This is a genomic window from Janibacter terrae NBRC 107853 (assembly GCF_001591405.1).
Lineage (GTDB): Bacteria > Actinomycetota > Actinomycetes > Actinomycetales > Dermatophilaceae > Janibacter > Janibacter terrae.
This window is the reverse complement of the sequence record NZ_BCUV01000007.1, coordinates 290,216-315,937: the sequence shown is the minus strand read 5'-3', so window position 1 is coordinate 315,937 and position 25,722 is coordinate 290,216. Positions and strand designations below refer to the sequence as shown.

General features: G+C 72.7%; 27 protein-coding genes. 20 read left to right on the top strand and 7 right to left on the bottom strand.

All coding sequences use genetic code 11. The features are described 5' to 3' along the window. Positions 1 to 2 precede the first annotated feature (2 nt). From JT1_RS11075 to JT1_RS11065, 4 genes are all read left to right on the top strand, one after another. Positions 3 to 1,379, top strand: a complete 1,377-nt coding sequence (locus JT1_RS11075) for an MBL fold metallo-hydrolase (RefSeq protein ID WP_218005590.1) — start codon at positions 3 to 5, stop codon at positions 1,377 to 1,379. A gap of 30 nt (positions 1,380 to 1,409) precedes the next feature. Then, on the top strand, positions 1,410 to 1,589 hold the full coding sequence (locus tag JT1_RS17875) for a DUF8730 family Cys-rich protein (RefSeq protein ID WP_068265056.1): 180 nt from the start codon (positions 1,410 to 1,412) through the stop codon (positions 1,587 to 1,589). An 81-nt stretch (positions 1,590 to 1,670) separates the two neighbouring features. Beyond that, a complete protein-coding gene (locus tag JT1_RS11070) occupies positions 1,671 to 2,480 on the top strand; it encodes a sulfite exporter TauE/SafE family protein (protein WP_245634612.1) in 810 nt (269 codons plus the stop codon). Between the two features lie 36 nt (positions 2,481 to 2,516). After that, positions 2,517 to 3,119, top strand: a complete 603-nt coding sequence (locus JT1_RS11065; RefSeq protein ID WP_068326257.1) for a rhodanese-like domain-containing protein — start codon at positions 2,517 to 2,519, stop codon at positions 3,117 to 3,119. A gap of 289 nt (positions 3,120 to 3,408) precedes the next feature. Here JT1_RS11065 and JT1_RS11060 read toward each other — a convergent pair whose 3' ends face one another. The 6 genes from JT1_RS11060 to JT1_RS11035 form a co-directional block, all read right to left on the bottom strand. Continuing rightward, positions 3,409 to 3,657 (bottom strand): twin-arginine translocation signal domain-containing protein, encoded by a 249-nt coding sequence (locus JT1_RS11060; RefSeq protein WP_068326254.1) that lies wholly within the window; start codon positions 3,655 to 3,657, stop codon positions 3,409 to 3,411. Positions 3,658 to 3,995: 338 nt separating this feature from the next. Next, positions 3,996 to 5,099 (bottom strand): 2-oxoacid:ferredoxin oxidoreductase subunit beta, encoded by a 1,104-nt coding sequence (locus JT1_RS11055; RefSeq protein ID WP_068326251.1) that lies wholly within the window; start codon positions 5,097 to 5,099, stop codon positions 3,996 to 3,998. Next, entirely contained in the window at positions 5,096 to 6,973 is a 1,878-nt protein-coding gene (locus tag JT1_RS11050; protein ID WP_068326248.1) for a 2-oxoacid:acceptor oxidoreductase subunit alpha, read from the bottom strand. The genes JT1_RS11055 and JT1_RS11050 overlap by 4 nt, the downstream gene beginning before the upstream one ends. Before the next feature lie 124 nt (positions 6,974 to 7,097). After that, on the bottom strand, positions 7,098 to 7,547 hold the full coding sequence (locus tag JT1_RS11045; RefSeq protein WP_068326245.1) for a hypothetical protein: 450 nt from the start codon (positions 7,545 to 7,547) through the stop codon (positions 7,098 to 7,100). Then, positions 7,544 to 7,942 (bottom strand): DUF4870 domain-containing protein, encoded by a 399-nt coding sequence (locus JT1_RS11040; protein ID WP_068326242.1) that lies wholly within the window; start codon positions 7,940 to 7,942, stop codon positions 7,544 to 7,546. The genes JT1_RS11045 and JT1_RS11040 overlap by 4 nt, the downstream gene beginning before the upstream one ends. Positions 7,943 to 8,079: 137 nt before the next feature. After that, positions 8,080 to 9,585: a M28 family metallopeptidase gene (locus tag JT1_RS11035; RefSeq protein ID WP_255218312.1), complete on the bottom strand. Its 1,506-nt coding sequence runs from the start codon at positions 9,583 to 9,585 to the stop codon at positions 8,080 to 8,082. Positions 9,586 to 9,713: 128 nt separating this feature from the next. Between JT1_RS11035 and JT1_RS11030 the strand changes: the two genes are divergently transcribed. Genes JT1_RS11030 through pepN form a run of 12 tightly spaced genes read left to right on the top strand, consistent with a single transcriptional unit; the run spans position 9,714 to position 21,673 of the window. Next, a complete protein-coding gene (locus JT1_RS11030; RefSeq protein ID WP_068326237.1) occupies positions 9,714 to 10,070 on the top strand; it encodes an NADH-quinone oxidoreductase subunit A in 357 nt (118 codons plus the stop codon). Between the two features lie 4 nt (positions 10,071 to 10,074). Next, a complete protein-coding gene (locus tag JT1_RS11025; protein ID WP_068326235.1) occupies positions 10,075 to 10,656 on the top strand; it encodes an NADH-quinone oxidoreductase subunit NuoB in 582 nt (193 codons plus the stop codon). Between the two features lies 1 nt (position 10,657). Further along, positions 10,658 to 11,188 (top strand): NADH-quinone oxidoreductase subunit C, encoded by a 531-nt coding sequence (locus tag JT1_RS11020; protein ID WP_068326232.1) that lies wholly within the window; start codon positions 10,658 to 10,660, stop codon positions 11,186 to 11,188. Then, complete coding sequence (nuoH, locus tag JT1_RS11015) at positions 11,185 to 12,141, top strand: NADH-quinone oxidoreductase subunit NuoH (protein WP_068326228.1); 957 nt, start codon at positions 11,185 to 11,187, stop codon at positions 12,139 to 12,141. Before JT1_RS11020 ends, nuoH begins: the two co-directional genes overlap by 4 nt. After that, a complete protein-coding gene (locus JT1_RS11010; RefSeq protein WP_068326223.1) occupies positions 12,138 to 12,659 on the top strand; it encodes a 4Fe-4S binding protein in 522 nt (173 codons plus the stop codon). The genes nuoH and JT1_RS11010 overlap by 4 nt, the downstream gene beginning before the upstream one ends. Next, positions 12,656 to 13,159, top strand: coding sequence for an NADH-quinone oxidoreductase subunit J family protein (locus JT1_RS11005; protein WP_068326220.1), 504 nt, complete (start codon positions 12,656 to 12,658; stop codon positions 13,157 to 13,159). The genes JT1_RS11010 and JT1_RS11005 overlap by 4 nt, the downstream gene beginning before the upstream one ends. Then, a complete protein-coding gene (gene nuoK, locus JT1_RS11000) occupies positions 13,156 to 13,455 on the top strand; it encodes an NADH-quinone oxidoreductase subunit NuoK (RefSeq protein WP_068326217.1) in 300 nt (99 codons plus the stop codon). Before JT1_RS11005 ends, nuoK begins: the two co-directional genes overlap by 4 nt. After that, on the top strand, positions 13,455 to 15,296 hold the full coding sequence (locus JT1_RS10995) for an NADH-quinone oxidoreductase subunit 5 family protein (RefSeq protein WP_068326215.1): 1,842 nt from the start codon (positions 13,455 to 13,457) through the stop codon (positions 15,294 to 15,296). Before nuoK ends, JT1_RS10995 begins: the two co-directional genes overlap by 1 nt. After that, positions 15,293 to 16,771, top strand: coding sequence for a complex I subunit 4 family protein (locus JT1_RS10990; protein WP_068329078.1), 1,479 nt, complete (start codon positions 15,293 to 15,295; stop codon positions 16,769 to 16,771). The genes JT1_RS10995 and JT1_RS10990 overlap by 4 nt, the downstream gene beginning before the upstream one ends. Further along, positions 16,768 to 18,273, top strand: coding sequence for a proton-conducting transporter transmembrane domain-containing protein (locus JT1_RS10985; protein WP_068326212.1), 1,506 nt, complete (start codon positions 16,768 to 16,770; stop codon positions 18,271 to 18,273). Before JT1_RS10990 ends, JT1_RS10985 begins: the two co-directional genes overlap by 4 nt. A gap of 24 nt (positions 18,274 to 18,297) precedes the next feature. Next, positions 18,298 to 19,152 carry a zinc metalloprotease HtpX gene (gene htpX, locus JT1_RS10980; RefSeq protein ID WP_068326210.1) on the top strand — a complete coding sequence of 285 codons (855 nt, stop codon included), beginning with the start codon at positions 18,298 to 18,300 and terminating at the stop codon, positions 19,150 to 19,152. Between the two features lie 49 nt (positions 19,153 to 19,201). Then, positions 19,202 to 21,673 carry an aminopeptidase N gene (pepN, locus tag JT1_RS10975; RefSeq protein ID WP_068326206.1) on the top strand — a complete coding sequence of 824 codons (2,472 nt, stop codon included), beginning with the start codon at positions 19,202 to 19,204 and terminating at the stop codon, positions 21,671 to 21,673. A gap of 66 nt (positions 21,674 to 21,739) precedes the next feature. Here the strand turns inward: pepN and JT1_RS10970 are convergent, their stop codons facing one another. Next, complete coding sequence (locus JT1_RS10970; protein ID WP_218005589.1) at positions 21,740 to 22,729, bottom strand: NADPH:quinone oxidoreductase family protein; 990 nt, start codon at positions 22,727 to 22,729, stop codon at positions 21,740 to 21,742. Positions 22,730 to 22,793: 64 nt separating this feature from the next. On the opposite strand from JT1_RS10970, the gene JT1_RS10965 reads away from it, so the two are divergent. The 4 genes from JT1_RS10965 to JT1_RS10950 are packed head-to-tail and all read left to right on the top strand — an operon-like array spanning position 22,794 to position 25,717. Then, positions 22,794 to 23,312 carry a methylated-DNA--[protein]-cysteine S-methyltransferase gene (locus tag JT1_RS10965; RefSeq protein ID WP_068326203.1) on the top strand — a complete coding sequence of 173 codons (519 nt, stop codon included), beginning with the start codon at positions 22,794 to 22,796 and terminating at the stop codon, positions 23,310 to 23,312. Beyond that, positions 23,299 to 23,775 (top strand): RNA polymerase sigma factor, encoded by a 477-nt coding sequence (locus tag JT1_RS10960; protein WP_068326200.1) that lies wholly within the window; start codon positions 23,299 to 23,301, stop codon positions 23,773 to 23,775. Before JT1_RS10965 ends, JT1_RS10960 begins: the two co-directional genes overlap by 14 nt. Next, positions 23,772 to 24,359, top strand: coding sequence for a methylated-DNA--[protein]-cysteine S-methyltransferase (locus JT1_RS10955; RefSeq protein WP_068326197.1), 588 nt, complete (start codon positions 23,772 to 23,774; stop codon positions 24,357 to 24,359). The genes JT1_RS10960 and JT1_RS10955 overlap by 4 nt, the downstream gene beginning before the upstream one ends. Beyond that, a complete protein-coding gene (locus tag JT1_RS10950; protein ID WP_068326194.1) occupies positions 24,356 to 25,717 on the top strand; it encodes an MFS transporter in 1,362 nt (453 codons plus the stop codon). Before JT1_RS10955 ends, JT1_RS10950 begins: the two co-directional genes overlap by 4 nt. Positions 25,718 to 25,722 lie beyond the last annotated feature (5 nt).

The following is a 25,722-nucleotide window of genomic DNA, read 5'->3' as shown; positions in this document are numbered from 1 at the left end:
CCATGGAACCCACGATCATGACCATCGAGACCCCGAGCCTGGGCGACCGTTCCTACCTCGCCCACGACGGCGACGTCGCCTTCGTCGTCGACCCACAGCGAGACATCGACCGTGTGCTCGCGGTCGCCGAGGAGGCCGGCGTGCGAATCACCGACGTCTTCGAGACCCACCTCCACAACGACTACGTGACCGGGGGCCTGGCCCTCGCCCGCCGCCTCGGCGCGCGGTACCACGTCAACGCTGAGGACGAGGTCTCCTTCGACCGTCAGTCCATTCGCGACGGGGACGTCGTCGAGATCTCCCCGACGATGCGCGTGCGTGCCATCGCGACCCCGGGCCACACCTTCACCCACCTGTCCTATGCGATGGAGACGGTCACCGACTCCGGTGCCACGGCCTCGGCCGTTTTCACCGGGGGCTCGCTGCTCTTCGGTGCCACGGGGCGACCGGACCTGCTCGGCCAGGAGCACACGGGCGCCCTCGTGCGCCACCAGTTCGCCTCGATCCACCGACTGGCAGACGAGCTGCCCGAGCACGCCGAGGTGATGCCGACGCACGGTTTCGGATCCTTCTGCTCCTCCGGGTCAACCGGTGGCTCCACCGAATCGACCATCGGTCAGGAGAAGCGCAACAACCCCGTGCTCACCCAGGACCAGGAGCAGTGGGTCGCCGACACCCTTGCCGGCCTGGATGCCTACCCGGCCTACTACGTCCACATGTCCCCAGCCAACGCTGCCGGACCGAACGAGGCCGACCTGAGCACCCCCGAGCAGGCCGACAAGGACACCCTCGCGGAGCGCATCGACGCCGGCGAGTGGGTCATCGACCTGCGCACCCGCACCGCGTTCGCGGCCGGTCACGCCACCGGGACGCTGAACTTTGGCCTCGACGGTCAGTTCTCCACCTATCTCGGGTGGCTCATCCCCTGGGATGCCCAGGTCACCCTGCTCGGTGAGAGCTCCGAGCAGGTCGCGCAGGCCCAACGCGAGATGGTGCGCATCGGTCTGGACCGGATTGCCGGCGCAGCTACCGGTGGACCCAAGGACTGGACCGACCGTCCACTCGGCACCTTGGAGACGGCCGCCTTCGCCGACCTGTCCCAGGTGCGTCACCACCGCCCCGTGCACATCCTCGACGTCCGCCTCGCTGGCGAGTACGAGAACAGCCACATCGAGGGTGCGCAGAACGTCCCGATCGGCGAACTGCTCGAGCGCATCGAGGAGATCCCGCAGCGCGAGCTGTGGATCCACTGCGGCAGCGGCTACCGGGCCTCGATCGCCGCGTCGGTCCTCGCGGCGCACGACCACCAGGTTGTCCTCGTCGACGACGCCTTCGGCAACGCCGGCGATGCCGGCCTGCCGATGACCTCCTCCAACTGACCCACCGTCACCCCACTCCAAGGAGACCCAATGTGCCGTCAAGCGACCTGCCGTCAATGCGGCAAGACCACCTGGGCCGGTTGCGGCCAGCACGTCGACCAGGTGATGAAGGGGGTGCCCGGCAGCAAGCGCTGCCCCGGTCACTCCACCCCGACGAAGGGGGGCGGCGCCTCCCGCAGCCCGCTCGCCCGGCTCTTCGGGCGCGGCTGAGCCGCCTGGAGTCCGGCGGGGGGAGGCCCCTGATTCTGCGCCCCCGCAGGACTCACCCATCAACTCCACTAGGAGCCCATCGTGCCCCTTGCTGTCATCCCACTAGGCCTGGTCATCGGCATCGCCCTCGGTGCCTTGGGCGGCGGAGGGTCCATCCTCGCCGTACCCGCCCTCGTGCACGTCTTGGGGCAGGACCCGGTCACCGCCACGACCAGCTCGCTGATCATCGTGGGCATCACCTCCCTCCTCTCGTTGCCCGCGCATCACCGTGCGCAGCGGGTGAGCTTTGGACAGGGCATGACCTTCGGGTTGCTGGGCACGGCCGGCTCCTTCGCTGGGTCAGCCGCCTCTCGAGCCGTGCCCGGAGAGGTCCTTATGACCGTCTTCGCCGTGCTCATGGTCGTCGTGGCCGTCTTGATGCTGCGGCGCAGCCGCAGCGGATCACTGCAGAGTGACGACACCGGACCCCACGAGCCGATCCTCACCCTCCACCCCCTGACCTGCGTCTGCCCGCGCCTGCTCAAGCTCGTCGTCGCTGCCACCCTCGTCGGACTGCTGACCGGGTTCCTCGGTGTCGGTGGCGGCTTCGTGCTCGTCCCCGCCCTCGTACTCGTCCTCGGATTCACGATGCCCGTGGCAGTCGGTACCTCCCTGCTCGTCATCGCCATCAACAGCGGCACAGCGCTGGCTGCACGGGCGCAGCAGGGGGTCGGCGAACTGGACTGGCCCCTCATCCTCGGCTTCGCCACAGTTGCCGTCATCGGCAGCCTCGTCGGCAGCCGCGTCGCCGACCGACTCCCGGCAGAACGACTCTCGCAGGCCTTCGCGGTCCTCGTGCTGGCCATCGCCGCCTTCACGGCCGCACAGGCCGTGCCAGCTCTCCTGGCCTGACCCGAACGCATTCACACCGAACGAAAAGGACCCCCCTTGACCACCGACACCACCCCCCGACCTGCCACCCTCGACTCCGCGCAGGTGCGCGAGTGGATTGCCAGCACCAACGACGCGCGCATCATCGATGTGCGCACCCCCGGCGAGTTCGCCGGCATGCACATCCCCGGCTCCTACAACGTGCCCCTGGACCTCCTCGAGGAGCACCGCCGCGAACTGGCCGAGCACCTTGACGACGACGTCGTCCTCGTCTGTCGCTCCGGAGCCCGCGCCTGCCGCGCCGAGAGCGCCCTCGCCTCGGCCGGCCTGCCCAACCTGCACGTCCTCGACGGTGGCATCACCGCCTGGGAGAGCGCCGGCGGCGACGTCATCCGCGGCGATGGGACGTGGGACCTCGAGCGACAGGTGCGACTCGTGGCCGGCTCGATCGTGCTCACCGGAGTCCTCGTGAGCACCCTCGTGCCCCAGGCCAAGTGGATCTCGGCCGGCATCGGCGCTGGGCTGACCGCCGCAGCCCTGACCGACACTTGCGCCATGGGGATGCTCCTGTCCAAGCTCCCCTACAACCGCCGCAACGTGCCCGACCTTGAGACGGTCTTTGCACAGTTGCAGAGCTCGTACGCACCAACGGCGACCTGACGTACCCAACCGCCGGACCCGTTGACCTCAGGTGCTGAGCCTGCCGGGCCGGTCACAGAGGCGACGCCGAGTGCCGCTAGAAGCCTTGGCTTGCTGTCGGCGGCACTGCTGCACGGATAGGTGACAGTCGGTAGTCACAGGCGACATCGCTGGTCTGGGGCCTGCTGTGCGCTGGTGCCTGTACGGGCCTGTTCGCGCAAGTGCCGCGGTGACCTTGCTTGCAGTAGGGAGTGATCAGATTCCTCGGTCGGGTTGTGATCAGATTCCTCACCTGAGGGTGACTGCGTGATCAGATTCGATGGTGACCGGACACGACGGTCGTCAGGCCCACGACGGCCGCGGTGGCACCGCCCGCCTTGAGGACGGAGCGACGCGACGCGGCGACGACGTCGCCGAAGTACGCGTTGTCCGTGGAGTTGGGGACCGGCTGGCTGCAGGCGTCCCCGCACTTCCAGGTGCACGTGGCGGCCGAGCGGCCGCCGTCGCGGTGCCCGCCGGCGAGCGGCAGCATCGTGCGGTCGTTGCGGGGTGGGGTCATGGTGCTCTCTCCTCCTGGGGCCCTGACCGCCTCGCGGGCAGGGGTGGTGCGCGGACCTCCGCAACCTAGGGAGGCCGGGGACCCGCCGGGCGGCATCGACATGACGAGCAGGTGACGGGCAGTCGAACGCTGGTCCCCGCTCGGTGACCCGCGGGTCACGTGGCGGGGTGAGCACCGCCGAGACCCGGGACCGGGTGACGAAGGGGAGGTCCGCCCCCTTCGCCGTCGTCGACCTCGACCCGTGACCCTCCGAGGAGCGACGAGCGGGCCCTCTGCATTGCCCTAGGGGAATGCAGAGGGCCCGCTCGTCGTACCGGGGTCGAAGGGGGAGTGCCGGGTCAGCCCTCGACGGTCCAGGTGTCCTTGCCGTCGAGCAGGGCCTGCAGGTCGTCGTCGGTGGCGGGGCCACCGGCGAGCTCGACCGCGGACTCGACCTGGGCGCGGGTCTGGTCGTCGTAGGTCGGTCGGGAGACCGCGCGGAAGATGCCCATCGGCACGTGGGTCATCGACTCGGAGTCCAGGCGGCTGATGGAGAAGGCCTGGCTGGGGTCGGTCAGCGTGACGTCGTGGACGACCACGTGGTCGGCGAGGCCCTGCTCCGTGACCTCGGCCTCGGCGACGAAGCGCACCGAGCCGCCCTCGCCGCGCACGAGCAGCTCGCGCTCGCCGTCCTCGCCGATGGCCACCGGCTCACCGTCGCGCAGGTGGACCAGACGGGCCTTCTGCTGCTCGACGTCCTTGATGAGCTCGAAGGCGCCGTCGTTGAAGATCGGGCAGTTCTGGTAGATCTCGACGATCGAGGTCCCACGGTGCGCGGCAGCCGCCTTGAGCACCTCGGTGAGGTGCTTGCGGTCGGAGTCCATGGTCCGCGCGACGAAGGTGCCCTCGGCGCCCAGCGCGAGCGAGATCGGGTTGAAGGGGGCGTCGACGCTGCCCATCGGCGAGGACTTGGTGACCAGGCCGGGCTGCGACGTCGGGGAGTACTGCCCCTTGGTCAGGCCGTAGATGCGGTTGTTGAAGAGCAGGATCGTCATGTTGACGTTGCGTCGCATCGCGTGGATCAGGTGGTTGCCGCCGATGGACAGGGCGTCGCCGTCACCCGTGACGACCCACACCGACAGGTCCGGGCGGCTGGTCGCCAGCCCGGTCGCGATCGCCGGCGCGCGGCCGTGGATCGAGTGCATGCCGTAGGTGTCGAGGTAGTACGGGAAGCGTGAGGAGCAGCCGATGCCGGAGACGAAGGTGATGTTCTCCCTGCGCAGGCCGAGCTCGGGCAGGAAGCCCTGGACCGCCGCGAGGATCGCGTAGTCACCGCAACCGGGGCACCAGCGGACCTCCTGGTCGGAGGCGAAGTCCTTGCGGGTCTGCTTCTCGCCGTCGGGCAGCGTGGGGACACCCTCGGTGCCGGACGCGACCGTGGGGATGCCGAGATCGATGCTCATGCCGAAACCTCCTGGAGGGCTGCGTCGATGACCTCGGCCAGGTCGGCGACCTTGAAGGGCAGGCCGCGGACCGAGGTGTGGGAGCGGACGTCGACGAGGTACTTCGCGCGCAGCAGCATCGCCAGCTGCCCGAGGTTCATCTCGGGGACGATGACGCGGTCGTAGGCACGCAGGACCTCACCGGTGTTCGCCGGGAAGGGGTTGAGGTGGCGCAGGTGCGCGTGGGCGACGGACTGGCCGGCCGCCCGCAGGCGGCGCACCGCGGCGAGGTTGGGGCCGTAGGTCGAGCCCCAGCCGAGGACGAGGACCCTGGCGTCGCCGCTCGGGTCGTCGACGACGAGGTCGCCGATCCCATCGGCAACCTTGGCGACCTTTTCAGCGCGCGTGCGGACCATGAGGTCGTGGTTGTCCGGGTCGTAGGAGATGTTGCCCGTGACCGAGTCCTTCTCGATGCCACCGATGCGGTGCTCGAGGCCGGGGGTGCCCGGCACCGCCCACGGGCGGGCGAGGGTCTCCTCGTCCCGGACGTAGGGGTGGAAGACGGGGTTGCCCTTGGCGTCCTCGCCGTTGGGCTCGGTGGCCAGCTCGACGGGGAAGGAGGGCAGCGAGTCGACGGAGGGGACCTGCCAGGGCTCGGAGCCGTTGGCGAGGTAGCCGTCGGACAGGAGGAAGACCGGCGTGCGGTAGACCGTCGCGATGCGCACGGCCTCCAGGGCCGCGTCGAAGCAGTCGGCGGAGGTCTGCGGCGCGATGATCGGCACCGGCGACTCGCCGTTGCGGCCGAACATCGCCTGGAGCAGGTCGGACTGCTCGGTCTTGGTCGGCAGGCCGGTGCTCGGACCGCCGCGCTGCACGTCGACGATGACGAGCGGCAGCTCCAGGCTCACGGCCAGGCCGATCGTCTCGGACTTCAGGGCGACGCCCGGGCCGGAGGTCGTCGTCACGCCGACGGACCCGCCGAAGGAGGCGCCGAGCGCGATGCCGATGCCGGCGATCTCGTCCTCGGCCTGCAGGGTCGTCACGCCGTGGCGCTTGTACGCCGACAACGCGTGCAGGATGTCGCTCGCCGGGGTGATCGGGTAGGAGCCAAGCACGAGCGGGCGGCCCGCGCGGTGGGCGCCGGCGACGAGGCCGAGGGACAGCGCGGCGTTGCCGGTGATGTTGCGGTAGGTGCCGGGGGGTGTCGGGGCGGCGGCGACGGTGAAGGGGACGGCGAAGTCCTCGGTCGTCTCCCCGTAGTTCCAGCCGGCACGCAGGGCGGCGAGGTTGGCGGCGAGGATGTCCGGCTTGGCGCCGAACTTGCCCGCGAGGAAGTCCTCGGTGGCCCGCGTCGGGCGGGAGTACATCCACGACAGCAGGCCGAGGGCGAACATGTTCTTCGCCCGCTCCTTCTCCTTGCGCGTCAGCGAGCTGAACTCGGCGAGCGCCTCGACGGTGATCGAGGTCAGCGGCAGCGCGTGCACGTGCCACGACTCGAGCGTGTCGTCCTCGAGCGGGCTGGTGCTCCAGCCGACCTTCTTGAGGTTGCGGGTGGAGAACTCGTCGGTGTTGACGATGATCGTCGCGCCGCGGGGGACGTCGGAGAGGTTGGCCTTGAGCGCGGCCGGGTTCATGGCGACCAGCACGTCGGGGGCGTCGCCCGGGGTGAGGATGTCCCAGCTCGCGAAGTGCAGCTGGAAGGAGCTGACCCCCGGGATCGTCCCCTGGGGGGCACGGATCTCGGCCGGGAAGTTCGGCAGCGTCGACAGGTCGTTGCCCAGGGCCGCGCTGTCCGCGGTGAACCGGTCTCCCGTCAGCTGCATCCCGTCGCCCGAGTCACCGGCGAAGCGGATGATGACGCGGTCCTTGGCCTGGGTCGTCGCTGTGCTGCTCATGGTGGGTGGTCGTGCCCCTATGCAGGTCGGTCGTGTCGAGGAGATCCCCCCGGTCTCCTCCCATGGTAAGGCGGACCTGCCCGGTGTCTGTAGTTGGTCACGTTATGAGATGGATAACGCCGCGTTATGCAAAGCGCGCCTGGCCCTCGGCGACCTCGAGCCGCAGCGCGTCGCCGGGCGCCAGCAAGCGCAGCCGCGGCAGGAGCAGCTCGACGACGGTCGCGGGCTGGTGGTGCATCGGCTTGGTCTCCGGGTGCGGGTGGTAGACGAGTCCCTCGACCCGCTCGCCCCGGCGCGTCACCGCGCACTCGACGAAGGAGAAGGTCTCCGCCGGGTGCACGTCGGTCCACCGCACGTCCGCGAAGGTCCACCGCGGCTCCTCGAGCACGAGCCGCAGCGGGGCGAGGTCGACGTTGACGGTCGCCATGACGAAGGGGGTGAGATCCAGCCCTCGTGCCGCGAGGTGCGGGGCCTGGAGCTCGATCGTGCCGGCCGCGAAGGGGGAGTCGCTCGCCCGGCCGGAGGCGACCCCGTGACCGGCGACGACGACCCCCGTCGTCCCCGGACCGCTCACCTGACGAGCTGGGGCGTGAGCGGCGGGGTCCACCACTCGCCGTTGTTGGCCTTGATCGCGCCCACGACGTGGATGACGGTCGCGGCGACGATGACGAGCGGGTAGGTGAGGAAGCCGACGAGCACGAGCATGAGCACGCTCGAGACGATGAGCAGGATCGCGGTGATGATCTGCACGTTGAGGCTGTTGGCGGCGTGCTGGCGCACGAAGGGCCCGCGGTCCTTGTAGATCAGGTAGATGACGAGCGAGCCGACGAAGCCCAGGGTGCCGGCGCTCAGCGGGAGCAGGATCGCCGGCACGAGGTGCGCCAGCATCCCGAGGTTGCGCTCCTCGCTCGGGCCGAGCGCCTGCTGGGCGTACTGCGGGGGGTTCGGGTGCTGCGGGTGCTCGCTCACGGGGTCCTCCTGTGTGGGTCGTTGCCCTCGACTCTGCCCCGTCGGCGCAGCCGGATCCATCCGGGGCGCCGCCGGGCCGAAGGGGGGACATCCCCCCTTCGGCCGGCGGTGGCGCGGTGGTGCGGGCGGTGGTGCGGTCAGGCCGCCTCGACGCCGTCCGGCAGGACGGTGGGTCCGGGGGTGGCGGACTTGCCGCGGCTGGTCTTGCCGTTGATGTCCTTCGTCGACTGGGCGAGCATGATCGTCGCGTGGGCGATCGCGTCGCTCATGATGTCGAGGGCATCCATGTTGATGTTGCTGATGTCGTCGGCGGGGGTGTGGTAGTTCGGGTCGTAGATGACGCCGGCCTCACCGCCGAACATCTCGACCTGCTCCGGGGTCTTGGTCCCGTCGGCGCCGGTGAAGAGGCCGGAGGCCGGGACACCCGCGAAGATGAAGGCCGAGTAGTCGCTGCGACCGGAGAACTCGGTGTCCACCCACGGCTGGCCGTCGGCGTCGAAGTAGTCGGTGAAGACCTGCTCCGTCGCCGCCGAGCCGGCCGGCACCTCGACCGGGGCCTCGTAGGTCGACTCGTTCGCGTCGTACACGCCGATGATGTGGTTGGGCGAGGCGATCATGTCGAAGTTGAGGTACGTCGCGATGTCGTCGAGCGCGGCCGGGTCGTTCTCCTGCAGGTCGGCGACGTAGTGCTCGGAACCCAGCAGGCCGAGCTCCTCGGCGCCCCACCAGGCGAAGCGGACCTTGTTGTTGAGCTTGTTGACCTTGCCGAGCTGGACGGCGGTCTCGAGGATGCCGGCCGAGCCGGACCCGTTGTCGTTGATGCCGGGGCCGTCGTGGACGCTGTCGAGGTGTGCGCCGAGCATGACGACGTTGTCGTCGCGCCCGGTCCGGGTCTCGGCGAGGACGTTGAAGGTCTGGCGCTCCTCCAGGGTCTTGGTGAGGACCATCTTCATCGTCACGGGGCCGCTGGCCATCTTGGCCAGGAGCGCCTGGCCCTCGGCCTGCGTCACACCGGTGGCGGGGGCGCCCGCCGGGTCGACGCCGCCGAGCGTGCCGTTGAGGGTGCCGGTGGTGTTGTTGTAGATGATCACGGCATCGGCGCCGGCGGCCTTGGCCGCGACCGCCTTCTGCGCGAAGGAGCACGCGCCGCGGCTGACGAGCGCGATCTTGTCGACGACGTCGGCGCCGGCGTAGTCACCGTCGGTGCAGCCGATGGCGGTGGTCGGTGTGGCGAGCTCGGCCGTGACCCCCTCCGCGGGCGTCGGCTGGCTGTAGGACATCGGCACGCCGTCGACGGCGCGCGCGTCGGGAGAGATCTCCTCCAGGCTGAAGGAGTGCACCTCCTCGTAGATGAAGGAGAAGTTCTGCCGCTCCGTCGTGTACCCGGCGTCGCGCAGGGTCTGCTCGACGTAGCGGGCACTCGCCTCGTAGCCGGACGTCCCGGCGCCGCGGTTGCCGTCGTTGGCGTCCGCGATGGCCTGGAGCTGCTCGAGGTGCTCGCGGACGTTGTCCACGGTGACGGCCTGCGTCATCTTCTTGCTGTTGTTCGGGTTGACTGCCTGGGCCGGGCTGCTGGCGAGGGTGGTGATCGCCAGGGCAGCGGTCGCGGCGGCCGCGGTAGCGGCGGCGGTACGAGAGCGCACGATGATGTCCTCCGGTCGGCCGGGAGGCGCCGTTGCCCCCCGGTGTCCGAGTGAACCTAGGGCCCCGCGACGCGCAACGGGGCTTTACGCGACGCCATGTCGGTGGGCGGCGCGGATAGGGTGCGGACGTGGATGGTTACCTCGTCGTCGCCGGGACGCTCGCCGTGGGCGTGCTCCTCGTCGTGGCCGCGTACACCGCCCGCCGCCTGCTCGCCCCCGCCGCCCCGACCCGCGCCAAGCTGACGACCTACGAGTCCGGTGTCGACCCGGTCGGCCAGGACTGGGCGCAGACCCGCGTCCGCTACCTCACCTACGCCTTCCTCTACGTGGTCTTCGCCGTCGACGCGGTCTACCTCTTCCCGTGGGCCCTCGTCCTGCGCTCCGACCTCGGCCCGATCAGCCTGCTCGAGGTCGCGATCTTCGTCGGGGTCGTCCTGCTCGGTCTCGTGCACGCGCTGCGGCGCGGCCTGCTGAGGTGGACGTGAGGCCATGACGACCGACCTGCCGATGCCGCGCGTGGGGGCCGTGGGTGCCCACGCACCCAAGCCGATGAAGGTCGTCCTCAACTGGGGTCGGCGCTACTCGCTCTGGGTCTTCAACTTCGGGCTCGCCTGCTGCGCCATCGAGTTCATCGCGGCCTCCATGGCCCGGCACGACTTCATCCGGCTGGGGGTGATCCCCTTCGCCCCCGGTCCGCGGCAGGCCGACCTCATGGTCGTCTCGGGTACCGTCACCGACAAGATGGCGCCGGCGATCCGCCGCCTCTACGACCAGATGCCGGAGCCGAAGTACGTCATCTCCTTCGGCGCCTGCTCCAACTCCGGGGGCCCGTACTGGGACAGCTACTCGGTGACCAAGGGCGTCGACCAGCTCGTCCCCGTCGACGTCTACGTCCCCGGCTGCCCGCCGCGCCCGGAGGCGCTGCTCCACGGCATCCTCACCCTCCAGGACCACATCGCCGCCGAGTCGCTCTCGACCGGCGCCCTGCGCGCGCGCTACGCGGGCCACCGCACGGCCGGGGCGGGCGAGGTCCGTCGCGGCCTGCTGCGTCGTCCGACGAAGGGGGCCTGACGTGCCCGAGGAGCGCCTCACCGTCGCGCCGCACGAGTGGCGCCGGGCCGTCGGCGACGCCCGGGACCGCGGCTACACCTTCTTCGACTGGCTGAGCGCGGTCGACGAGAGCGACCGCGAGGAGCGCCCCGGGCTCGACGTCGTCTGCCACCTCATCGACCCGCGCCCGACGCCCGAGCGCGACCAGCGCACCCTGCTCCTGCGCGCCCGTGTCCCCCTCGGCGAGGCGCTGGCGAGCATCACCGGGGTCTTCGCCGGCGCCGCGTGGCACGAGCGCGAGACCCACGAGATGTTCGGCCAGGAGTTCACCGGCTTCGTCGACGGCACCGGCCTGGGGCTGCGCTCGCTCCTCCTGCCCGACGGCTTCGAGGGGACGCCCCTGCGCAAGTCCTTCGTCCTCGCCGCCCGCGCGACCCGCCCCTGGCCCGGCGGCAAGGAGCCCGGCGAGGGGCACTCCACGAGGTCGCCGAGCCGCCGCCGGGTCGCCGCCCCCGGGGTGCCCGGGCCCGAGTGGGGGCCGCGAGAGCCATGAGCCTGCTCGAGATCTCCCTCCGCTCCCTGGCCGCGCTCGCGGCCCTGCTCGTCCTGCCGCTCGTCGCGGGCCAGGCCGAGCACAAGGTGATGGCGCACATGCAGGGCCGGCTCGGCCCGATGTACGCCGGTGGCTTCCACGGCTGGGCCCAGCTCGTCGCCGACGGGGTGAAGTTCGTCCAGAAGGAGGACATCACCCCCGCCGCCGCGGACCGCGGTGTCTTCCGCCTGGCCCCGGCCGTCGCCCTCATCCCCTACCTCGTCGCCCTGGCCCTGCTGCCGGTCCACCCGGGGGTCTCCGCCGCGGACGTCCCCGGCAGCGTGCTGCTCGTGCTCGCGGTGACGGGCGTCGGTGTCCTCGGGACGCTCATGGCCGCTTGGGCGAGCGCCAACAAGTACGCGCTCATCGGCGGGATGCGCTCTGCCGCACAGCTGCTCGCCTACGAGCTGCCGCTCGTGCTGTCCGTCGCGTCCGTCGCCATGGCCGCCGGGACGCTCTCGCTCCCCGGGGTCGTCGAGGCCTGGTCGCCGTGGTGGCTCGTGTGGCAGCTGCCCGGCGCGCTCGTCTTCCTCGTGGCCGCGACCGCGGAGCTGCAGCGTCCCCCCTTCGACGCCCCGATCGCCGACAGCGAGGTCGTCATGGGCCCCCTCACCGAGTACACGGGGCTGCGCTTCGCCTTCTTCATGCTCGCCGAGTACGCGGGCATGGTCGTCATGGGGCTGCTCTTCGGCGTGCTCTGGCTCGGCGGCTGGCAGGGCCCGCTGGCCGAGCACCTCGGGTGGCTGTGGACCCTGCTCAAGGGCTCGCTCGTCGTCCTGCTCATCATCTGGATCCGCGTCTCCTGGCCGCGCCTGCGCGAGGACCAGCTGCAGCGCCTCGCGTGGACGGTGCTCGTCCCGCTCGCGCTCGCGCAGCTGGCGCTCACGGCCGTCGGGGTGGTGGTGACCGCATGAGCAAGGACTTCGTGCCGGGCCTGGCCAAGGGCATGGCGGCCACCGCCAAGCAGCTCTTCGCCACGCCGCACACCGCCGAGTACCCCGACGTCGCCCCCGAGCTGCCGGCCCGCTCCCGCGGGGTCATCGCCCTCGTCGAGAGCAACTGCACCTCGTGCATGCTCTGCGCCCGCGAGTGCCCGGACTGGTGCATCCACATCGACTCGCACAAGGAAGAAGTGCCTCCGGCGAGCGAAGGGGGGCGCGCCCGCCAGCGCAACGTGCTCGACCGCTTCGCCATCGACTACTCGTTGTGCATGTACTGCGGCATCTGCGTCGAGGTCTGCCCCTTCGACGCGCTCTTCTGGAGCCCGCAGTTCGAGTACGCCGAGACCGACATCCGCGACCTGCTCCACGAGAAGGAGCGCCTGGGGCAGTGGGTCGCCGACGTCCCCGCGCCGCCCGAGCTCGACCCGGGGGCCGCCGAGGCGCCCGAGGTGACCGCGGCCAACAAACCGACCCGCGGGGGCCGGCGGTGACCGGTCTCGACCTCGCCTTCGCCGCGACCGGCCTGGTCACCGCCGGCTCCGCCGCGCTCGCCGTGACGACCCGCCAGGTCGTGCACTCGGCCCTGTGGCTCGTCGTCGCCCTGCTCGGCCTCGCCGGGTGCTACCTCGTCCTCGGCGCCGAGCTCGTCGCGCTCGTCCAGGTCCTCGTCTACGTCGGCGCGGTCGTCGTGCTCGTCATCGTCGCGCTCATGCTCACCCGCGCGCCCATCGGGCCCCGGGCCGAGCACTCGAGCGGCCCGGCCCACCGTGCCCTCGCGGCCGTCGTCGGCGCGGGCACCGCCGGGCTCGTCGCCGCAGTGCTCCTGCCGACCGCCACGCGCACCGAGGTCCGCCCCGGCGGCAGCGAGGAGCTCGCCCGGCAGATCTTCTCGACCTGGGTCTGGCCCTTCGAGCTGCTCTCGCTGCTGCTCCTCGCGGCCCTCGTCGGGGCCTTCGCGGTCGCCGGCCTCACCCGGGAGGACCGTCGATGATCCACGCCGCCGGTCCGTACCTGCTCGCGAGCGTCCTCGTCGGTCTCGGCCTCTACGGGATCCTCGCCCGACGCAATGCCGTCCTCGTCCTCGTCGGCGCCGAGCTCGTGCTCGCCGGCGGCGGGCTGCTCCTCGTGACCGCCGGCGCGCTCGGCCACGACGCGACGTGGTCGGGCCAGGTGCTCGCCCTCTTCGTCATCACGATCGCCGCCGCCGAGGTCGTCGTCGCCCTGGCCGTGATCGTCGCGGCCTACCGCCGCCGCGGTCACATCGACCTGTCGCAGGACGCCGGCTGATGGCCTGGGCCCTCGTGGCGCTGCCGTGCCTCACCGCCGTGCTCGCCCTCCTCGTGGCCCGCAGGGGCCCGCTGGCCGTCCTCGTCTCCCTCGCCGGGTCCGCGGCGACGCTGGTGCTGTGCGTCGTAGCGCTCGCCCGCGCGGTGCCCGGGGTGGGGGGATCCCCCTTCGTCCCCGTGTCGACGACCGGGCCGGACCTCGTCCTCGGCGGCTTCGACCTGCCGCTGACGCTCGGGCTGACGACCACGAGCGCCTTCGTCGCGCTCGTGGTCGTGCTCGTCGCGACGCTCGTGCAGACCTACTCGGCCTGGTACCTCGCCGACGACGACCGACGCGGGGTCTTCCACGCGACGATCGCGCTCTTCGCCGCGGCGATGCTCCTCGTCGTCCTCTCGGGCGACGTCGTGCTCACGGTCGTCGGGTGGGAGGTCATGGGCTGGTGCTCCTACCTGCTCATCGGTCACTGGTCGCGCCGGCCGGAGCCGCGCAGGGCGGCGCACGCCGCCTTCATGGTCACCCGCATCGCCGACATCGGGTTGCTCCTCGGGACCGCCGTGCTCGTCGCCGGCGCCGGCACCACCGACCGGGCGGAGGTCATCGCCCACTGGACCTCCGCCGCGAGCGACCCGGCGACCCGCTCGACCGCGCTCCTCCTCGTCGTCATCGGCGTGCTCGGCAAGTCGGCCCAGCTGCCCTTCCACCACTGGCTGCTCGACGCGATGGAGGGCCCGACCCCGGCCTCGGCGCTCATCCACGCGGCGACGATGGTCGCCGCGGGCACCGTCGTCCTCAGCCAGCTGCTGCCGCTGCTGCTGCGCGCCGACGCGGCACGGGCGCTGCTGGCCGTCTCCGTGGCGCTCACGATGCTGCTCGCGGCGCTCTGCGCACTCGTCGAACCCGACCTCAAGCGGCTGCTCGCCTGGTCGACCGTCAGCCAGGTCGGCGTCATGCTCGCCCCGCTCGCGGCGGCCGGGGCCGGCCCGACCGCGGGCGCCGCGCTGGGTCACCTCTACGGGCACGCGATCTTCAAGTCGCTGCTCTTCCTCACCGTCGGCTGGCTCGCCACCACGCGCGGGTCGACGGCCGCGAGCGCCCTCGTCGGCAGCGGCCGGACGCACCCGGCGGCCCTCGGCGCGTGGGCCGCCGGCCTCGTCTCGCTCGCCGGCGTCCCGCTCGTCCTCGGCGGCCTCACCAAGGAGCACGTCATCGCCGCCGTCGGCGAGGACGTCGGCTCGCGCGGGCCCCTCGCCGCCCTCGTGCTCGTCTCGCTCCTCGCGACCGCCGTCGTCACCGCCGCCTACGCGACCCGGGCGCTGCTCGTCGTCGCCCTCGGGGACGAAGGGAGGGTCCGCTCGCGTGCCGTCATGCCCCCGGCCGTGCTCGCGATCCTGCTCGTCCTGGCCGTCGCGAGCATCCTCGGCGGCCTGGCGCTCGGCCCGCGCCTGCCGGACGCCGGGCACGTCCCGGCCGGGCTCTTCGTCGTCGTGCTGCTCCTCGTCGTCGTCGGCATCGCCATCGGGTGGCTGCTGCACCGGACCGGTCTGCAGGAGCGTCTCGTCGCCGACCCCGGACGCCTCGTCGGCGCCGGGCTGGGCGTCGACGCCGTGCAGCGCCTCGCGGTCGTGCGCCCGGTCGCCGCGCTCGCGCGCCTCGTCGCCTTCCTCGACCGCGAGGTCCTGGACACCTACGTGCGGGCCATCGCGTGGGGCGCGCTCGGTCTGGCCGACGCCGGGACGACCGCCCACCGCCGGGCGCGGCCGTCGTCCGGCCTCGCACTGCTCGGTGGCGGCCTGCTCGCCCTCGCGGCCGTGACCGGCCTCGTCCTGTGGGGGGTCGCGTGATCGGCCTGGCCTGCGTCCTGCCGCTGCTCGTCGGCACCGTGCTCCTCGGGGCCGGCACCGAGCTGTCGGCCCGCGCCGCGGGCCGCGCCGGTCTGCTCGGTTCGCTCCTCACGCTCGCGCTCGTCGCCGTCGCGTGGGGGAGCGGAGCCGTGGTCGACATCCCGTGGCTGCCCGCGCTCGGTCTGCGGATCCATCTCGGGCTCGACGGCATCAGCGGGCCGCTCGCCGTGCTGGCCGCCGCCGTGACCGCCGCGGCGTGCGGCACCACCTTCGGTGAGCGGCCGCGCGGCGGGAGCGCGGCGACCTTCGTCGGGTGCCTGCTGCTCACGCTCGCCGGTGCGGTGGCGACCTTCGCCGCGCGCGACGCGCTGCTCTTCGTCGTCACCTTCGAGCTCGTGCTCGTGCCGATGTGGGTGCTCATCACCCGCTTCGGTGACGACCGCGACCCGGGGGCCCGGCGCGAGGCGGGCGCCCGCTTCGTCCTCTACACCGGGTTCGGCTCGACGCTCATGCTCCTCGGGGTGCTGCTGCTCGTGAGCCGCTCCGGCACCGCCGACCTCGCGGCCCTCGGCGACGCCCGCGGCCAGGGTCTCGGCCTCGGCGTGCAGGTGACGGTCGGCGTCCTGCTCACCCTCGGGCTGGCCGTCAAGGTGCCGGTGTGGCCGCTCCACTCGTGGCTGCCGCTCGCGCACACGACCGCGCCGACCGCCGGGTCGATGCTGCTCGCCGCCGTCCTGCTGAAGATGGGCACCTACGGCCTCGTCCGGCTGCCGCTGGCGACCGTGCCCGACGGCTTCGCCCGCCTCGCCCCGGTGCTCGCCGTGTGCGGCGTCGTCGGCATCATCTGGGGTGGGCTCGTCTGCCTCGTCGAGCGCGAGCTCAAGCGGCTCATCGCCTGGTCCTCGATCGCCCACATGGGCTTCGTCGCGCTCGCCCTCGCCTCGGGCAGCGACACGGGCGTCACCGCGGCCCTCTACGCCAACATCGCGCACGGGGTGATCTCGGCGCTGCTCTTCCTCGTCGTCGGCGGGCTCAAGCACCACTGGGGCGACGACGACCTCACGATCCCGCGCGCCGCCCTGCGCGACACCTCACCGCTCACCGGGTTCCTCCTCCTCGTCGGGCTCGCCGCGGGGCTGGGGCTGCCCGGGCTCGCCGGCTTCTGGGGCGAGTTCAGCGCGGTCGTGGCGGCGCTCTCGCCCGCCGGGGGGCGCCCCGCTGCGCTCTTCGTCGTCTGCGCCGTCGTCGCGGCCGTCGGCGCCGCGCTCGCCGCCGCCTACTCGCTGCGGGTCGCCCGCCTCGTCTGGCTGGGTGAGGGGAGCGAAGGGAGCGCCCCACCCGGGCGTGAGGTCCTCACCCGGTCCGAGCTCGTCCCGGGTGCGCTCCTCGCGCTCGCCGTCCTCGCCCTCGGCGTCGTCCCCGGGCTGCTGCTCGCCGTCACCGAACCCGCCCTCGTGGGCGTGGTGAGCCGATGAGCGCCCCGCAGCTCGACGTCGTCGTCGCGGCCCCGGTGCTCGCGCCCGCGATCGCCTCCGTCGTGGTGCTGGTGCTCGACGCCGTCGCGCCCCGGCGGCGGCGACCGGCGGTCGCCGTCGGGGTCCTCGCGCTGCTCACCACCCTCGTGGTCGCCATCGGCCTGCGCCTGCGGGCCTCCGCCGGCGGGGAGGTCACGACGCTCTGCCTGCCGGGCGACCCCGCTCTCGCCGTGCGCGATGCGCCCGGCCAGACCGCCAGCGAGTGCCTGCTGCGGGTCAGCCAGTCCGGTGCCCTGCTGCAGGCGGTGGCCGCGGCCGCCGGCCTCGCCGTGCTGCTGCTCCTCTCGCGCCGGCTGGGGAGCGCGCCGGAGCAGCTCGACAGCGAGGCGCCGGCCCGCCCCGACCCCGGCGTCGAGGTCGCGCTGCTGCTCGCCACGGTCACCGGGGCCAACGTCGTCGCGGTCGCCCACGACCTCGGGACCTGGCTCGTCGGGCTCGAGCTCGCGACGTTGCCCATCGTCGCGCTCGCCGTGCTGCGCGGCGGGACCCGCGACAGCGGCGCGCTCAACCTCGTCATGACGTCGATCGCCTCCTTCGCGATCGCCGTCGTCGGCGCCGGCCTGTGGGTCACCGCGACGGGCAGCCTGCGCCTCGGCGGGGTGGCCTCGTGGGCCGCCGGCCAGGAGCCCGGTGACCGGGCGGTGCTGGTCCTGGGCATCCTCCTGCTCGTCGTCGCCGTCGGCTTCAAGCTCTCGCTCGTGCCCTTCCACGCGTGGGCCCCGGTGACCTACCCCCGGGCCGGTGTCGAGGTCACGACCCTGCTCGCGTCGGTCTCGACCGTCGCCGCGGTCGGCGGGCTCGTCGCCGTGGTCCGCGGAGCCGCGAGCGTCCACGCCGTGATCCAGCCGGCGTTGTCCGTCGTCGCGGTCGTCTCCATGCTCGGGGGCGCCGTCCTCGCGCTGCGGGCGGACGACCCCCTTCGCCTCATCGCCTGGTCCGGCGTGACGCAGGGAGGGTGGATCCTCGCCCCGCTCGTCGCCGGGGACACCGATGCCGCCGTAGGGTACCTCGCGGTCTACGCCGTCGCGGTCGTCGCGGCCCTGGCCGTCGTCGCCGCCCTCACGCCCGGAGCGCCCCGCCGGCTCGAGGACGACCGGGGGCTGCTGCGGCGGCGCCCCGTCCACGCCGCCGTGCTCACGTTCGCGCTGCTCACCCTCGCCGGGCTGCCGCCGGGGGTGGCGGGACTCCTCGCGAAGTTCATGGCGCTGCGCCCGCTCGCCGACGAGGGGCTGTGGTGGGTGGCCCTGCCCGCGGTCGTCGCCGCCGTCGTCGGGCTGGCGGTCTACCTGCGGTGGGTGGCGCTGCTCCTGCTCCCCGCCGAGGAGCACGGGGCGCCCGAGGAGGTCGACCGCACGGCCACCTTCGTCGCCGTCGCGGCCGGTCTGGTGCTCCTCGGCGCGACCTGCGTGCCGGTCCTCCTCCTCGGCGCGGGAACGTCCTGAGCCCTACCGAGCGTTGAGGACGACATGCACAACCACTTCAACGGGCTGAAGACCGCGGCGCTCTTCGGCGCGATCTTCTCGTTGCTCCTGCTCGTCGGCTACGCCATCGGTGGCGCGCGCTACATCTGGCTCTTCGCCCTCTTCGGTGTCGCCACGACCGCCTACACCTACTGGAACTCCGACAAGCTCGCGATCCGGGCCATGCGCGCCGTGCCCGCGGACCCGCAGCACTACCCGCAGATGTACCGCATCGTCCAGGAGCTCAGCCAGCGCGCCGGCCAGCCGATGCCGCGCCTGTTCGTCAGCCCGACCGCCGCGCCCAACGCCTTCGCGACCGGGCGCAACCCCGAGCACGCCGCGGTGTGCTGCACCGAGGGGATCCTGCAGATCCTCGACGAGCGAGAGCTGCGCGGCGTCCTCGGCCACGAGCTGATGCACGTCTACAACCGCGACATCCTCACCGGGTCGGTCGCGGGTGCCATCGCCGGTGTCGTCTCGTCCGTGGCCTCGATCGCGCTGTGGTTCGGTGGCAGCCGCGACCGCAACCCGCTCGCCGGCATCGCCGTGGCCCTGCTCGCGCCCGTCGCGGCGATGGTCATCCAGATGGCCATCTCGCGCACCCGCGAGTACGACGCCGACGAGGACGGTGCCCGGCTGACCGGTGACCCGCTCGCCCTGGCCTCGGCGCTGCGCAAGCTCGAGACGGGCGTGCAGCGCGCTCCGCTCGAGCCGACGCCGCAGCTGCAGAACGCCAGCCACATGATGATCGCCAACCCCTTCAGCACGCGCGACCTGTCGAAGATCTTCTCCACCCACCCGCCGATGGGCGAGCGCATCGCCCGCCTCGAGGGGATGGCGGGCGGTCACCACCTGCGGTGACGGGCTCCCTTCGTCCACGATGTGGCACGAGCGGTGACAGGATGCCAAGGTGCCCTCCCTCACCCGTGACGAAGCCCTTGCCCGCGCCGACCTGCTGGCCGTGAACCGGACCGAGGTCGAGATCGATCTCGACCTCGGGGCCGAGACCTTCGGGTCGCTCACCCGGATCCACCTCACGGCGGCCGCCGACGGGGAGACCTTCGTCGACGTCACGCCGCGTGAGCTCCACCGGGCGAGCCTCGACGGCGTCCCGCTCGACGTCGGTGCCTGGGCCGACGGTCGGTTGCCGCTCACGCTGACGCGTGGGGAGCACGTCGTCGAGGTCGAGGCGACGATGGCCTACAGCCACGACGGCGAGGGGCTGCACCGCGCGACCGACCCGGCCGACGGCGAGGACTACGTCTTCAGCCACCTCTTCCTCGACGCGGCACCGGCGGTGTTCGCCTGCTTCGACCAGCCCGACATCAAGTCGACCTACGCGTTCTGCGTCAAGGCGCCCGCGGAGTGGCGGGTCATCGGCAACGGCTCGGGCGCCGTCGGCGACGGGGGCGTCTGGCACCTCGCCGAGACCCAGCCCCTGTCGACCTACTTCGTCGCGCTGTGCGCCGGCCCGTACGTGTCGGTGACCGACGAGCACGACGGGATCGCGCTCGGCCTGTACGCGCGACGCTCGATGCAGGAGCAGCTGCGGGAGGCGGCGCCCGAGATGCTGGAGATCACCCGGCGCAGCTTCGACTACTTCCACTCGATCTTCGGCATCCGCTACCCCTTCGACGACTACGACCAGGTCTTCGTCCCGGAGTTCAACGCCGGCGCGATGGAGAACCCGGGGTGCGTCGTGCTGCGCGACAGCTACCTCTTCCGCGGTGCGGTCGGCCGTGACGAGCTGCTCACCCGGGCCAACACGATCAGCCACGAGATGGCGCACATGTGGTTCGGCGACCTCGTGAGCCCCGAGTGGTGGGACGACCTGTGGCTCAACGAGTCCTTCGCGGAGTACATGGCCCACCGCTGCCTCGTCGAGGCCACCGAGTACACCGAGGCCTGGGTCGACTCGACGATGTCGCGCAAGTCCTGGGGCTACGGCGCCGAGCGGGCTCCGTCGACCCACCCGGTCGCCGGCTCGCCCGCCCCGGACGCGAAGTCCGCCCTCGCCAACTTCGACGGGATCTCCTACGCCAAGGGCGCCGCGGTCATCCGCCAGCTCATCGAGTTCATCGGTGACGAGGCCTTCCTCGCCGGCATCCGGCAGTACCTGGGTGACCACTCCTTCGGCAACGGCACGCTCGCCGACTTCCTCGGCGCCATGGAGGCGGCGAGCGGCCGGTCCCTGCACGACTGGAGCCGCGGCTGGCTCGAGACAGCCGGAGTCGACACGATCGCGGTCGACCGGTCCGGCGTGGTGACGCGCACGGCGCCGCCGGCCCACCCCGCCGACCGCCCGCACGCCTTCGACATCGCGACCTACTCGGCCGGGGAGGAGACCTCGCGGGTCGCCCTCACCCTCGACGCCGACCGCGCCCCCGTCGCCGGTCTCGACCTGGCCGCCGCCCTCGTGCTGCCCAACGCCGGTGACCTCACCTGGGCCACCCCGCTGCTCGACGAGGACTCCCTTCGGGCCCTGCCCGCGGAGCTGCCGCGCCTGTCCGACGCCCAGGCCCGGGCGGTCGTCTGGGTCGGGCTGCGCGACGGCGTGGCGCTCGCGCAGGTGGACCCGCGCCTCATGGTCGACCTCGGCGAGGTCGCGCTCGTCGGCGAGACCAACGACTCGATCTTCTCGCGGGCGGGGATGCACCTGACCAACCGCGTCATCCGGGTGCTCCTGCCCGACGACGAGCAGGACGCCGCGCGCGCCCGCATGGCCGCGGTGGGGGAGCGGGTGCTCGCCGAGGCCGAGCCGGGCTCCTCCCGCGCGCTGCACGCCGCCCGGCTCGTCGCCCGCACGACCGACGACGTCGAGGGGCGCCTGCTCCCGTGGGCGCAGGGCCGCGACCTGCCGGCCGGGCTCGAGGGCGACGTCGACTTCCGCTGGATCCTGCTGGGGCAGCTGAGCCGGCGCGGTCTCGTCGGCGAGGCCGAGATCGACGCGGCGCGCGCCGCCGACAACACGATGTCCGGGCAGCTCGGGGCGCTGACCGCCCGCTCGGCGATCCCGACCACCGAGGCCAAGGCCGCCGCCTGGGCCGACCTCACGACCAACCGCGCGCGCAGCAACCACGAGCTCGTGGCGGTCGCGGCCGGGTTCTGGGGCCCGCAGGACCGCTCGCTCGTCGAGCCGTACGTCGCGCGGTACTTCAGCGACATCCCCCCGATGACCGAGTGGCTCGGCGAGGACGCGCTCGCCCGGGTCACGTCGATGACCTACCCGTCCCGCTTCGTCAGCGAGGGGACGCTGGAGCTCTCACGGGCGGCGCTCGCCGGTGACCTCCAGCAGGGCGTGCGCCGGGCGATCGTCGACGCCCAGTCCGAGCTCGAGGAGGCACTCGCCTCCCGCCGCGCCTTCCCCCCTTCGCTCGCCTGACCCCGGACCCGCACTGCGCCGGGGCGATGCAGACCTGAACCCGCATTGCCCTAGGGCAATGCGGGTTCAGGCGGTGACGACGACCCGGCCCGTGCTCGACCCGCCCGCGAGGCGGGCGAGCGCGGCCGGGGTCTCCTCGAAGGGGAAGGTCTCGGCGACGAGCGGGGTGATCCGCCCGGCGTCGGCGAGGCGGACGAGCTCGTCGTGGCAGGCGGGGACCGACTGCGGGTCCCGCTCCTTGTACAGGCCCCAGTGCAGGCCGAGGATCGAGTAGTTCTTCACCATCGCGTGGTTGAGCCGGGGCTCGGGGATGCGCCCGCTCGCGAACCCGACGACGACGATCCGCCCCTCGAAGGCGATGCACTTCGTGCTCGCCGCGTACGACGGCCCGCCGACCGGGTCGTAGACGACGTCGGCCCCGTGGCCGTCGGTGACCGCCTTGACGGTCTCGACGACGTCCTGCTCGCGACGGTCGATGACGACGTCGCAACCCATCTCCCGCGCGATGGCGACCTTGTCCGCCCCGCCGACGACGCCGATGACGTGGGCGCCTGCGGCCCTGCCGAGCTGCACCGCCGCCGACCCGACGCCACCGGAGGCGGCGTGGACGAGCAGGTGCTCGCCCGCGCGCAGGCCGGCCCGCCGGTGCAGGCCGAACCACCCGGTCTGGTAGCTCACCATCAGTGACGCGCTCGCCGCGTCGTCGAGCCCCGCGGGCGCAGCGAAGGTGCTCGCGGCCTCCATGAGGCACTCCGTCGCGAAGCCGCCGTGCGGCACCGCGGTCCCGCCGAGCACCCGGTCCCCGACGGCCACGTGGGTCACGCCCTCGCCGAGCTCGAGGACGTCGCCGCACACCTCCAGGCCGGGGACGAAGGGGGGTTCCGGCCGGACCTGGTACTCGCCCCGGCACATGAGGGTGTCGGCGAAGTTCACCGCGCTCGCGCGCACCCGGACGCGGACCTGCCCCGGCCCGGGGCGCGGCACCTCGGTGTCGACGAGGGTGAGGACCTCGGTGGGCTCGCCGACCTGCTGGACCTGCCATGCACGGATGCTCATGGCGGGGAGGCTACCGATCTCACGCAGGCGGACCGGAGCGCGTTCATCGGACATGATCGAGATCATGACCACACGGCACGCCGTCCTCACGACGCCCCTGGGTGAGCTGACGGCCGTCGTCGACGACGGGCGCGACGGCAGCGCGCTCGTCGGCCTGTACTTCCCGGGGCACTGGACGCTGCCCGACCCCGCCGGCTTCGGACCGCGGGTCGCGCTCGGCAGCGACGAGCTCTTCGAGCGGCTGCGGGGTGAGCTCGACGAGTACCTCGCGGGGGAGCGGCGCGACTTCGACATCCCGCTGCGGCTGCGCGGGGGCGAGCACCACCGCCGGGTCTGGGACCTGCTCCTGCGCATCCCCTACGGCGAGACGATCACCTACGGCGACCTCGCCCGGGAGACCGGCGGGGCGGCGCAGGCCGTGGGGCGCGCGGTGGGGGCCAACCCGATCTCGATCCTCGTGCCCTGCCACCGGGTCGTCGGGTCCGACGGCTCGATCACCGGCTACGCCGGTGGGCTCGATCGCAAGCGGGCGCTCCTGGCGCTCGAGGAGCCCGCCGCGGAGGAGCGCGATGCCCTCTTCTGAGGCGCTGCCCCCCTTCGAGCAGGTCGTGCGGGAGCACGGGCCGCGGGTCCTGGCGATCTGCCGGGCGCGGGTCGACGCCGCCGATGTCGACGACGCGTGGAGCGAGACCTTCCTCGCGGCGCTGCGGGCCTGGCCGGACCTGCCGGGTGACCTCGACGTGCGCGCGTGGCTCGCCACCGTGGCGGCCCGCAAGTGCATCGACGTCCACCGGGCGCGGCAGCGGCGGCGCACCGAGCCGGTCGCGGATGTCCCGGACGTGGGGTTCGAGGAGACCACCGATGACGAAGGGGTGTGGCGCCACGTCGCCGATCTGCCCACCAAGCAGCGCCACGTCATCACCTACCGCTACCTCGGCGGGCTGCCGTACGCGCGGATCGTCGAGCTCGTCGGCGGGAGCGAGCCGGCGGCCCGCCGGGCCGCGGCGGACGGGCTGAAGACATTGCGGGACAAGGAGATCCGATGAGCACCACGCACCTGGAGGGACTGCACGCGCGACTCGTCGCGCGCGCCGACGACGAAGGGCTGCTCGACATCGCCTACCGGGTGGTCGACTCGCCCGTGGGCCCCCTGCTGCTCGCGGCGACGGAGCAGGGGGTGGTGCGGGTCGGTTTCGAGGGGGAGGGCCACGACGCCGTCCTCGCCGAGCTCGCCGAGCGGGTCAGCCCGCGGGTGCTGCGCTCGCCGGCCCGCCTGGACGATGCGGCGCGCGGGCTCGAGGCGTACTTCGCCGGGCACGGGCCCGCACCCGAGGTGCCGCTCGACCTGCGGCTGCTCGCCGGGTACCGGCGCGAGGTGGTCACGGCCCTGCCGCGCATCCCCTTCGGCCGCACCGCGACGTACACCGAGATGGCCGCGATGACCGGGCGCCCCCGCGCGGTCCGGGCCGTCGGCAGCGCCTGCGCGCACAACCCGGTCCCGCTGCTCCTGCCCTGCCACCGCGTCGTGCGCAGCGACGGGGGCACGGGGGGCTATCGCGGTGGGGCGGAGGCCAAGGAGTGGCTGCTGCGGCTGGAAGGCTCCGCGAGCGGGCGTACCGTCGCCCCATGAGCTCCACCGGCGCCGGGCCGACCCGTGCGGAACGACTCGGAAGGGTGCCGTACACGCGTCGGCACACCCGGCTCCTCGTCGGGTCGGGCACGGGGTGGGCCCTCGACGCGATGGACGTCGGTCTCATCTCCTTCGTCATCGTCGTCCTGACCCAGCAGTGGGGCCTCACGACCAACGAGCGGTCGTGGATCGTCACGATCGGCTTCGTCGGGATGGCGCTCGGCGCCACGCTCGGTGGACGCCTCGCCGACCGCTTCGGCCGTCGCGCGGTCTTTGCCGCCACCCTGGTCGTCTACGGTCTGGCGACCGGCGCCTCGGCGCTCGTCGGAGGCATCGCGGTCTTCCTCGTCCTGCGCTTCCTCGTCGGGCTCGGTCTCGGTGCCGAGCTGCCGGTCGCCTCGACGCTCGTCAGCGAGCTGTCGCCGACGCGCATCCGCGGCCGGCTCGTCGTCGTGCTCGAGTCCTTCTGGGCGGTCGGCTGGATCCTCGCGGCCGTCATCGGCTTCTACGTCGTCCCGCGCGGCGAGGACGGCTGGCGGTGGGCGCTGGTCCTCGGGCTCGTGCCGGCGGTCTACGCCGTCGTGGTGCGCCTCGGCCTGCCCGAGTCGGCGGTCTGGCTGGAGAGCCGCGGCCGGCACGAGGAGGCGGAGGAGGTGGTCCGTGGGTTCGAGCGGTCCGCGGGTCTGCGGCCGGACGCCACGACGAGCGCGAAGGGGGCGACCGGCCCGGCCGGCCCCGACGTCGGGCCCCGGGAGGCCGGGGGTGCGGGCCTGTGGTCGACCGCGCTGCGTCGGCGCACGGCAGGCATCTGGCTCGTGTGGTTCGGGGTGAACTTCGCCTACTACGGGGCCTTCCTGTGGATCCCCTCCCTGCTCGTGGCCCGCGGTCACGACGTGACGACCTCCTTCGGGTACACCCTGGTCATCACGCTCGCCCAGCTGCCGGGCTATGCCCTCGCAGCGGTCCTCGTCGAGGTGTGGGGACGGCGCTCGACGCTCGCTCTCTTCCTGATCGGCTCGGCGCTCGCGGCGTGGTTCTTCGGGCAGTCGGGCTCGGTGGCCTCGATCATCGTCGCGGGCAGCGCGCTCTCCTTCTGCAACCTCGGCGCCTGGGGCGCGCTCTACGCGATCACCCCGGAGATCTACCCCACGGCGGTGCGTGGCTCCGGGGCCGGGGCGGCTGCCGGCTTCGGTCGGCTCGCCTCGATCGCCGCCCCGCTCACCGTGCCCGTCCTCCTCGAGCGCGGCGGGGCGGACGGCGACGTCATCGTCTTCTCGCTCTTCGCCGCGGCCTTCGTGGTGGCCGCGGCAGCAGCCTTCCTGCTGCCGGAGACCAGGGGGCGCGAGCTGCTCGACTGACCGGC